The organism is Patescibacteria group bacterium (genome assembly GCA_038063375.1).
Classification (GTDB): Bacteria; Patescibacteriota; Minisyncoccia; order Phycocordibacterales; family JANLHH01; genus JANLHH01.
The window spans coordinates 1-9,373 of record JBBTVG010000024.1 but is presented as its reverse complement, the minus strand read 5'-3'; the positions used below and the strand labels follow the sequence as shown (position 1 = coordinate 9,373).

The 9,373-nt window shown below is 48.9% G+C and carries 7 protein-coding genes and 1 tRNA gene; 6 read left to right on the top strand and 2 right to left on the bottom strand.

Going from position 1 to position 9,373, the window contains the following annotated elements:
- Positions 1-7: 7 nt before the first annotated feature.
- Together topA and dprA are read right to left on the bottom strand one after the other, a co-directional pair.
- Positions 8-2,170, bottom strand: a complete 2,163-nt coding sequence (gene topA / locus AAB523_02770) for a type I DNA topoisomerase (protein ID MEK7556183.1) — start codon at positions 2,168-2,170, stop codon at positions 8-10.
- 163 nt (positions 2,171-2,333) lie between these two features.
- Complete coding sequence (gene dprA / locus AAB523_02765; GenBank protein ID MEK7556182.1) at positions 2,334-3,191, bottom strand: DNA-processing protein DprA; 858 nt, start codon at positions 3,189-3,191, stop codon at positions 2,334-2,336.
- Positions 3,192-3,261: 70 nt separating this feature from the next.
- Here dprA and serS point away from each other — a divergent pair, with 70 nt between their 5' ends.
- From serS to AAB523_02735, 6 genes are all read left to right on the top strand, one after another.
- Positions 3,262-4,530, top strand: coding sequence for a serine--tRNA ligase (serS, locus tag AAB523_02760; protein ID MEK7556181.1), 1,269 nt, complete (start codon positions 3,262-3,264; stop codon positions 4,528-4,530).
- A gap of 28 nt (positions 4,531-4,558) precedes the next feature.
- Complete coding sequence (locus AAB523_02755) at positions 4,559-5,389, top strand: hypothetical protein (protein MEK7556180.1); 831 nt, start codon at positions 4,559-4,561, stop codon at positions 5,387-5,389.
- 261 nt (positions 5,390-5,650) lie between these two features.
- Positions 5,651-6,049 (top strand): hypothetical protein, encoded by a 399-nt coding sequence (locus AAB523_02750; GenBank protein ID MEK7556179.1) that lies wholly within the window; start codon positions 5,651-5,653, stop codon positions 6,047-6,049.
- A 57-nt stretch (positions 6,050-6,106) separates the two neighbouring features.
- On the top strand, positions 6,107-7,117 hold the full coding sequence (locus AAB523_02745; protein ID MEK7556178.1) for a tRNA-dihydrouridine synthase: 1,011 nt from the start codon (positions 6,107-6,109) through the stop codon (positions 7,115-7,117).
- Positions 7,118-7,683: 566 nt separating this feature from the next.
- A complete protein-coding gene (gene dnaX, locus AAB523_02740) occupies positions 7,684-8,724 on the top strand; it encodes a DNA polymerase III subunit gamma/tau (protein MEK7556177.1) in 1,041 nt (346 codons plus the stop codon).
- Positions 8,725-8,742: 18 nt separating this feature from the next.
- Positions 8,743-8,813 (top strand) — tRNA-Gln (locus tag AAB523_02735).
- Positions 8,814-9,373 lie beyond the last annotated feature (560 nt).

The following is a 9,373-nucleotide window of genomic DNA, read 5'->3' as shown; positions in this document are numbered from 1 at the left end:
AATGTCGCTACTTTTTTTCAATTTTATGCGGATTGTGATTGGGGCAGTTTTTATCACTGCATCGTTCGGGAATGGTTTTCGTTCCTTCCATCATTAACGCGCCGCACGTTTCGCAATTCTTGCCTGTTGGCTTTGCTTTGATGGCGTGCTTGCATTTGGGATAATTTGAACAGCTGTAAAATGTTCCAAACCGGCCGCGACGTTCCATCATCTGACCTTCTTTGCATACCGGGCACACGACACCTGTTTTTGCCGCCTCATCTTCGGCGGCACTTTTTTTGATAAATTTACATTTCGGATAATTACTGCAGGCCACAAACCGCCCGAATCGTCCGTCGCGTTCCACCAGCTTGCCGCCGCAATCGGGGCACTCCTCGCCAGTCTCTTTCGGCCCTTCAAGCTCAAGGCCATCAATCGTACGCGCACCGATACAATCAGGGAATTTTGAACATGAAAGAAACTTCCCCGTGCGCCCGAGCTTAATGACCATGAGCGCTTTGCATTTTGGGCAGGTGATCTTCGGGTCGGCATCTCCAAGTGTGGTGATTTTTTCCATTTTTTCTTTTGATAATACGTCTTTGCTAAATGGTCCGTAAAAGGCCTTTAATGTTTTTAGATATTTACCCTTGCCGTCCGCTATTTCATCAAGTTCGTTCTCCATTTCTGACGTAAAAGAGTCGCTGATGTATTTTTCAAAGTGTGTTTCCAAAAAAGAGCTCACGACGTCGCCGGTATCGGTGGGGAAGAGCGTGCGCCCTTCGCGAGCGACGTATCCGCGGTCCTGTATCGTCTTGATGATGCTTGCGTAGGTAGAGGGCCTTCCGATGCCGCGTTTTTCAAGCTCTTTGACGAGTCCCGCTTCCGTATAGCGTCCCGGCGGCTGTGTCTCTTTTTCTTCCGAATTGAGCGAAACGAGTGTGAGCGCGTCGCCCTCCGAGAGCTTTGGCACTTCCACGTCTTCTCCACGCGCATCCGGGTCCGCTTTCAGCCAGCCGTCAAAAATGACCCGAGAACCGTTGAGAGCAAAGTCAGGGATTGTCTTCGGAGTAATGTTCCCGACAATCCTTGTTTTGAGAAGCTCCGCGTCCGCCATTTGAGACGCGACCGCGCGGGCCCAGATGAGCCGGTAGAGTTTTTTCTGTTCTTCATTGGCCCCCGCCGTTTCTTTATTGATACTGGTTGGCCGAATCGCCTCGTGCGCTTCTTGAGCGCTTTTACTTTTTGTTTTATAGGTGCGCGGGAAGGCAAGCTCTACGCCGTATTCTTTTCTTATGTACGCATCAATTTGCTTTTCCGCGTCTTTGGAAAGCGTCGGACTGTCGGTACGCATGTAGGTAATAAGGCCGGCTTCGTAGAGTTTTTGCGCAACCCCCATGGTCTTCTGCGGCGCAAACCCGAAACGCGAACTTGCCGTTTGCTGGAGCGTTGAGGTAATGAACGGCGGGCGGGGAGAGCGCTTTTGTTCCGTTTCTTTTATCTCGGTGACGGCCCAAGGATTGCTTCTTCCTTCCAAAAGGATGCGCTCCACTTCTTTTTTATCCCGAGGCTCTTCCGAACAGAGAAGCGCAAACGGCACGTCTCCTTTCTTCATGCTAGCAGTAATCACCCAATATGTTTCCGGACTAAAGGCCCTGATCTCACGCTCGCGTTCCATAATAATGCGCAATGCGGGCGACTGAACACGGCCCGCCGAAAGGCCGTAACGTACTTTTTTCCAGATGAGGCCGGAGAGGTCGTATCCAAAAAGGCGGTCAAGCACGCGCCGCGCCTCCTGGGCTTTGAGCAGGTGTTCGTCAATTTCGCGCGGGTGCAAGATTGCTTCTTTGACAGCGCTCTCCGTAATCTCATTAAAGACTATTCTTTTTGGGTTTTTAATTTCCGCGGCCTGTGCGACATGCCATGCAATCGCTTCACCTTCGCGATCGGGGTCGGTCGCGAGATACACCTCGGTTGCCTTCTTTGCCAATTTTCTGATCTCGTCAACGACGCGCTCCTTTCCTTTTGAAATTTCATAGTGAGGCACAAACCCGCCCTTGATATCAATCGCCTTCTTGTTTGATTTTGGCAGATCGCGAACATGACCGACACTTGAAGTGACGGTGTATTCTTTGCCCAAATATTTGCCGACGGTCTTTGTTTTCGCCGGCGATTCAACAATTACGAGTTTCATCCCGTTAGAGGCAGGCCGCGACCATTGCGCAACCCACATAATAATTACTGCTAAAAATTCGACCCCGTAACATAATATTTATTTTTGAATTTTCCGTCGGCCGCTGCCTCTAACGGGATTCATATTTACTCACTTGTACTACAAGCGATATTTTTTTGCAAATTTATCTTCTGTGCACAACTCCCCATTCTTCCTTGATAAGACCCTTGATTTCCATCACCGATAGCAGCTCATTCGCTTTGCTTGTCTCAAGAGAAAGCGCCCGTATGAGTTCATCGCGACCGAGAGAGTCTTTCAGCAATGCTAACACGTTTTTCTCTTCATCCGAACAATCTGCCGGAACAGGCGAATGTTCGTTTTGAGAAATATCAAAGCCGAGCTCTCGCAATATATCGTTGCTTCCGGAAACCGGCATCGCGCCTTGGCGTATGAGCGCATTTGATCCCTTACTGTTCTCGGAAAAAATGGAAGCCGGCACGACGTATACGTCGCGATTGTAATCAAGCGCCATGCGCGCCGTGATGAGCGTCCCGGAGCGCTCCGCCGCTTCAATAATGAGTACGGCACGAGAGAGTCCCGCCATGATCCGATTTCTTTGCGGAAAACTCCACACGGTTGCCTTGAAGTCAGGTTCAAATTCAGAAAGAAGCGCGCCGCCGCTCCCTATGATTTTCTCCGCCAAGTGGTAGTTGGTGGCGGGGTAGAGCACTTCCTTTCCGAGTCCCGAACCCGGCACGGCAATTGTTTTGAGGCCCGCGCGAAGCGCCGCCTGATGCGCGATTGAATCAATGCCGAGCGCAAGACCCGAAACGATCGCAATGTCGTATCCCGAAAGTCCCGCGATCAATTCTTCACACACATCCTTTCCATAAGAGGAGTATTTTCGCGACCCCACGACGGCGAGCAGGGTCGTTTCTCTCGGGGGGAGAGTACCGCGCAGGTACAGGTGCTCCGGCACATCGGGAATCTCCAAGAGTTGCGGCGGGAATTCTTGGGGCGCGAGTTTTCTTATTTCGTCCATTTTCTAAATTCTACCATTTTTGGTAGTATATACTACATACTATTACCTGCTATTACCCAAACACTACGTTATGCTTGATATAAAATTCATTCGCGAGAACAAGGAGCTCATAGCTCTAGGCGCCAAAAAGAAACACATTGATTTTAACGTGGAGCTTTTGATCGCCGCTGACGACAAGCGTCGCGCGCTTTTGGCTGAAGTTGAAGAAATGACAGCGCGGCAGAACCAAGCGTCAAAAGAAATACAACAAACTGATGATACGGGCAAGCGAGCGCAATTGATCGCCAGCATGAAAGTATTGAAGGAGATGATACACATCAAAGAAGAAAGCTTAAAGGCCGTACTGGAGGAGTGGCAGAAGCTCATGGTGCACGTTCCTAATATTCCCGACATGTCGGTACCCGAAGGGAAAGACGACGCGGACAATAAAGAGGTCAGAATCTGGGGAGAGAAGCCGCAATTTTCTTTTACTCCCAAAAGCCATACCGAGATCATGGAAAATCTTGACATGGTTGATCTTGAACGTGGCGCGAAAGTGGCGGGCTTCCGCGGTTACTTCTTAAAGAACGACGGAGCGCGTCTCGCTTTCGCCATCTGGCAGGCGGCACTTGACCATTTTTTAAAAAAAGGATTTACGCTGATGATGGTGCCTTCGCTCGTTCGGCGGGAAAATCTCCTCGGTACGGGATATATTCCGCAGGGCGAAGAAGATTTGTATAAAACACAAGACGACGAATATCTCGCCGGCACGGCGGAGGTTGCTACCATGGGATACCACATGGACGATGTGTTGCCAAAAGAATCATTCCCGCGGAAGTTCCTCTCCTTCTCGCCCTGTTTCCGCAGGGAAGCGGGGAGTCACGGCAAGGATGTAAAGGGATTGATCCGCGTGCACGAATTTTTCAAGTTGGAACAGGTGGTGCTCTGCGAGGCAAGCCATGAAGAGTCGGTAAAATATCATGAGGAGATCAATAGAAACACCGAGGAGTTCATTGAATCTCTGGGTATTCCTTACCATACCGTGGTGAATTGCGGCGGCGACCTTGGATTGGGCCAGGTGAAAAAATATGACATTGAATTATGGGTGCCGCTTGAAGAGAAATATCGCGAGATCAGCTCCGCGTCGTATTTTCATGATTTCCAAACTCGCCGCCTCAATATCCGATATAAAGATGTGGACGGAAAAATGCGTTTCGCACATTCCTTAAACAGCACCGCGATCCCGACCCCTCGCATCCTCGTATCGCTCGTGGAAAATTATCAACAAGAAGATGGCTCGGTCAGGATTCCTGAGATACTGCAAAAGTATATGGGAAAAAATGTGATTAAAAGCAATTAAAGCGTGCCGTCTGGTGGCAGAGGCCTATATGAAATCTCGCCGTGATATTTTAAAATCTTCTCGCCACAAGAAACTTCTTGAAAAAAGAAAGGCGTTCGCTATATGGGGGTCTCTGATCCTTGCTTCCTTTTTTGTGCTTGTTGGAGTGCTCTCATGGTTTTCGGGAAATGAAAAAGTGGTTATTGCTGAAATAGAAGCGCGCGGCAACAGTGTGGTCTCCGGTGAAGAGATTGTCAGTATGGTACGAGAAGAGATGGCGGGAAAATATCTCTGGCTTTTCCGTAAAGATAATAGTTTTTTGTATCCGCGCGAGATGATCAAGGAGCGCATACTTTCCGAACAAAAGCGCATTTCAGAGGCGGATGTGTATCTGAACAACCTTGCTTCGTTGGTCGTGAGCGTCACGGAACGAAAGCCGGCATATCTGTGGTGCGGACCCGAGTACTCGGAAGAAGAAAACAAAAAATCTTGTTTTTTTATGGACCGTGACGGTTACATTTTCGCATCGGCGCCATATTTCTCAGGCGATGTTTTTTTTGAATGGTATGGGCCGACCGAGGAAAAGAGCGAGAACCCTATCGGGGATCGGTTCCTCCCATATACTGAATTCAAAAAGCTCGTGTCTTTTCGAGAGGCCATTTCGGCGCTTGGTCTGAAAACGACGCATTTAACAACAAGAGCGGACGGGGATTACGCGCTCGCGCTCAAGGATTCAGGGAGTATTTTGTTTAACAGCGATCAGGAATTTGACGCGTTGCTCGGCAACCTTGACTCCGCAATCGGCGCGCTCGCAAAGTATAAGGAGCTTGAATACATAGACCTCCGCTTCGGCAACAAGATATTTTACCGGTACAAATAATATAAAAACGGGGCATTTCTTCCAAGAAACCTCTTTTGTTGGTGTGTGTAAGCATCGAGTGTCCATGTATGACCGTCCTATGTACTTTCTACCATATTCTCCACTACTCCAGTATACTGGAGTAGTGGAGAATATGGTGTATGACATATGGAATCATATTAAATCGTTAAGTGATTCCAAGCCATTGAACCATTACGAGGTCTTTACAAAAGTTCAAAAACATGTAATTCTGGAAAAAGTTTTATACACAAGGAGCGGGTCATGGTTGATGAGAGGTTTGCGGAAAAATTCGGCTGGCGGATGTATTGCAGGATTCTTGTTAATAATATCGTTCTGTATATGGAAGGGCCCAGGTTTTTCTTGAAAGTGGAAAATGACAGAGTCGGGAAGATTCGCCTGTTTCTGGATGCGTATGCAGCGGGAGACCTTCGCGCTCTTGATCCGCTTGGGGTTATAGAAGAAGCGTTTACCCGAGCGCACAAAAAGGTATATAAGAATGTACCAAAAAAGGAACTGGCACGGCTGGTCATGGTTAATCTTCAATTGATTGAGCGCGACTTTCACAGTAAGGGGCACAAAGACCTGGACAAAACGAAAGTATTTTTTCTCGTCCTTCAGAAAGTGCTCACACGACCCGTTCTTAAAGTAAAATCGCAGTAATACATGTCCATGTCTCGGCTTTAGCCGAGGCATTTTTTTGTGCTAGAATGCACAACAATGGATCAGGGATTTTGGGAAAAATTAAAGAAGCCTGCCTCGCCGAGTCAAGGCGGGCCGTTTTTCGCGCTTGCGCCCATGGCGGATGTGACCGACACGGCATTTCGGGAGATCATCGCGAAATACAGCGAACACGGCACTACCCACGGAGGTCCCGATGTTTTTTGGACGGAGTTTGTGTCATGCGACGGCCTGGCAAGCAAGGGGCGAGAAGTGCTGTTGCGAGATTTGGAATACACCAAAGGAGAACACCCTATCGTGGCGCAAGTATTCGGTGCTCATCCGGAAAATTTTTACAAAGCGGGATTGCTCATCCGGGAGCTTGGTTTTGATGGCGCTGATATCAACATGGGATGTCCCGACAGAAGCGTTGAGAAACAGGGCGCGGGCGCGGCGCTCATAAAAAATCCCGACCTTGCAAAAGAGCTGATCGCGGCGCTCAAGGAAGGGAGCGGCGGTTTGCCGGTGTCGGTAAAAACGCGCGTCGGCTACAACAAAGACCAAATAGATGAATGGATATCCATGTTGCTTGGAGAGGGCCTTGCGGCTTTGACGATCCACGCGCGCACGCGGAAAGAAATGTCCAAAGTGCCCGCGCGCTGGAGTGATGTGAAGCGGGTGGTGGAGCTCCGCGATGCGATGGGCGTGAAGACCCTTATCATTGGCAATGGCGATGTCACGGATATGAAAGACGGGGAAGAGAAAGCGCGTGAGAGCGGCGCCGACGGGGTGATGTTGGGGCGCGCTATCTTCGGCAACCCGTGGCTGTTCAATAAAAATATACAAGTTTCAGACGTTCCTTTGGAGGAAAAACTTCGGGTTATGGTGGAGCATACGAAACTTTTTGAGAAGAAACTGGGCGATATCAAAAACTTCGCCATCATGAAAAAGCATTACAAAGCATATGTGCACGGATTTGACGGCGCGAAGGAATTGAGGATGGAGCTTATGGAAACGGCGGATGTGGCGGGAATTGAGCGGATTATAGCCCGATTCCTTGCAAAAACTTGAAAAGTGTGGTACATTAGAAACAGTAAATTGGTACCGGCTCTTTATAATAGTAGTGGCACAGTATGGTGAAAATGGAGGATTACCATGAAGATGCTAGCCCACTTCCTTGCTTTTAAACTGGCAGCAGCTGGTGAGACAATCATCATTTATTCTTTTACAAGTTGTTTGGCTATCGCGGCGCTCATCGGACTCATTTTGTTCTTCTGTGCGAATCTTGTGAATTCCCGTAAAGAATGATATTCACACGAATATTAAAACGCCTTGCATGTGCAGGGCGTTTTTACTTAATACCCGACGGCAGGTATGGTACTAAAACAGTATCTTGTGGTAGGATGTTTGCAGTAGTGGTCTGTTTTTTCACGTTTTCCACAAAAGGGGGAGTTATGGACCAAAAAGTTCGTCGTTGGAGGATGAAGGAGACCCTGAACATGCCATTGCGGATAGCGGTTATCATTGTTATCCTCACATGGTTTTTCAAATAATTTTTCGTTTGAAACAAGTTTCCACAAACGGCGCATGTACGCGCCGTTTTTTCTTGGGCCGTATTTTCTGATATACTTCTACCCATGAGCGAAATCGCGTTGTATAGAAAATATCGGCCGGCGCAATGGGACGAGGTACAGGGGCAAGACCATGTCATTAAAGTGCTCAAGGGAGCGATTGAAAATGACAAAGTTGCCCACGCGTATCTTTTTTACGGGACGCGCGGAACAGGCAAGACGACCGTGGCGCGCATTTTTGCGCGCGAGATTGGCGTCTCTGTAAATGACGTGTATGAAATAGACGCGGCGAGTAACCGTGGCATTGATGACATCCGCGAGTTGCGCGACGCGGTGAATATGCTTCCGCTTGAATCACCCTACAAGGTCTATATCATTGACGAAGTGCACATGCTCACGAAAGAGGCATTCAACGCGCTTTTGAAAACGCTTGAAGAGCCGCCCAAGCACGTGATATTCATCCTTGCGACTACGGAACTTGAGAAACTTCCTGAAACAGTTGTGTCACGTTGCCAAACATTCACCTTCAAGAAACCCAACCACGAGCTCCTGAAGCAGATGGTGCTTGATACGGCGAAGAAGGAAGGATTGAAACTGGAGAGCGCTTCCGCCGACCTCATTGCCCTTTTGGGAGACGGATCGTTCCGCGACACACTCGGGATTCTTCAGAAATTGACCGCTTTCTCCGCCGACAAAAAGATAACCCGTGAAGAAGTGGAGCAAATTGTAGGCGCGCCGAGCACCAAGCTCGTCAATGGCGTTCTTTCCGCGATCGCGGAAGGAAAGCTTGCAGAAGGACTCGCGGATATCCACACGGCGGTGGAATACAACGTGGATATGAAGGTGTATGTGAAACTCATTTTGCGCAAACTCCGCGCGGTACTTCTCCTTCGCTACGCGCCCGAAATGACGGAAAAGATCGTGCAGGATTTCACCGAGGAGGACGCGGGGCTCTTGAAAGAGTACGCGGAAGAGAAAGACTCAAAGCTAAGCAGTACTGCCCTCGTGGCGCTCCTGGAGGCGTATCAGCAGATAGGATATTCGTACATTCCGCAGTTGCCGCTTGAGCTTGCGCTCATCAAGCTTATCGGGCAAGATAAGAAGTGATTTTTAAAAGTGATGTATTGCCGGGTCGTCTAATGGTAGGACAGTGGCCTTTGAAGCCATTAATTGGGGTTCGAGTCCCTGCCCGGCAGTTTTGAACGCAGTGAAAAATGCCGGGAGCGAGCAAACTGCTTTGCTCGCGTCAGGACTCGAAAGGCGGAGCGTTATCGAGCGACCAATAGGAGCGAGATCGCGAGCCGCGTCCAGCAGTACTTATGAGCGTAAGCGAATTAGTAACTGCGGGACGAGTCCCTGCCCGGCAGTTAGAGTAGCTTCAACTCCGATACGGAGTATTGGAGTTTAGCTGGTCTCTGACCGGGAGGGACTCGAACCGAGCGCCGGCAAGCTGGCCGGAGGCCACGGTGCGAGTGGGGGTCGATGGAGTGAGATTTTTATGAGTCAAAGATGAAATAAAAATCCACGAGAGTGACCGAGTCCCTGCCCGGTAGCTTTGAATAGAAAATAGGAAATAGTATCTCACTTATTCGTCTACAAAAATTTGATATTAGCCCAGTTGGTTTCACTGAAATCTCTAAGACGATAGCTGGTATCCCAGCCCCAAATTGAGCTTTCTTTTTGTCTTAAAATGGTGTAAACTAATGGTAAGTTAGCTTTATGCCAACAAATCACGACAAAAACCTATCCGCCCTCC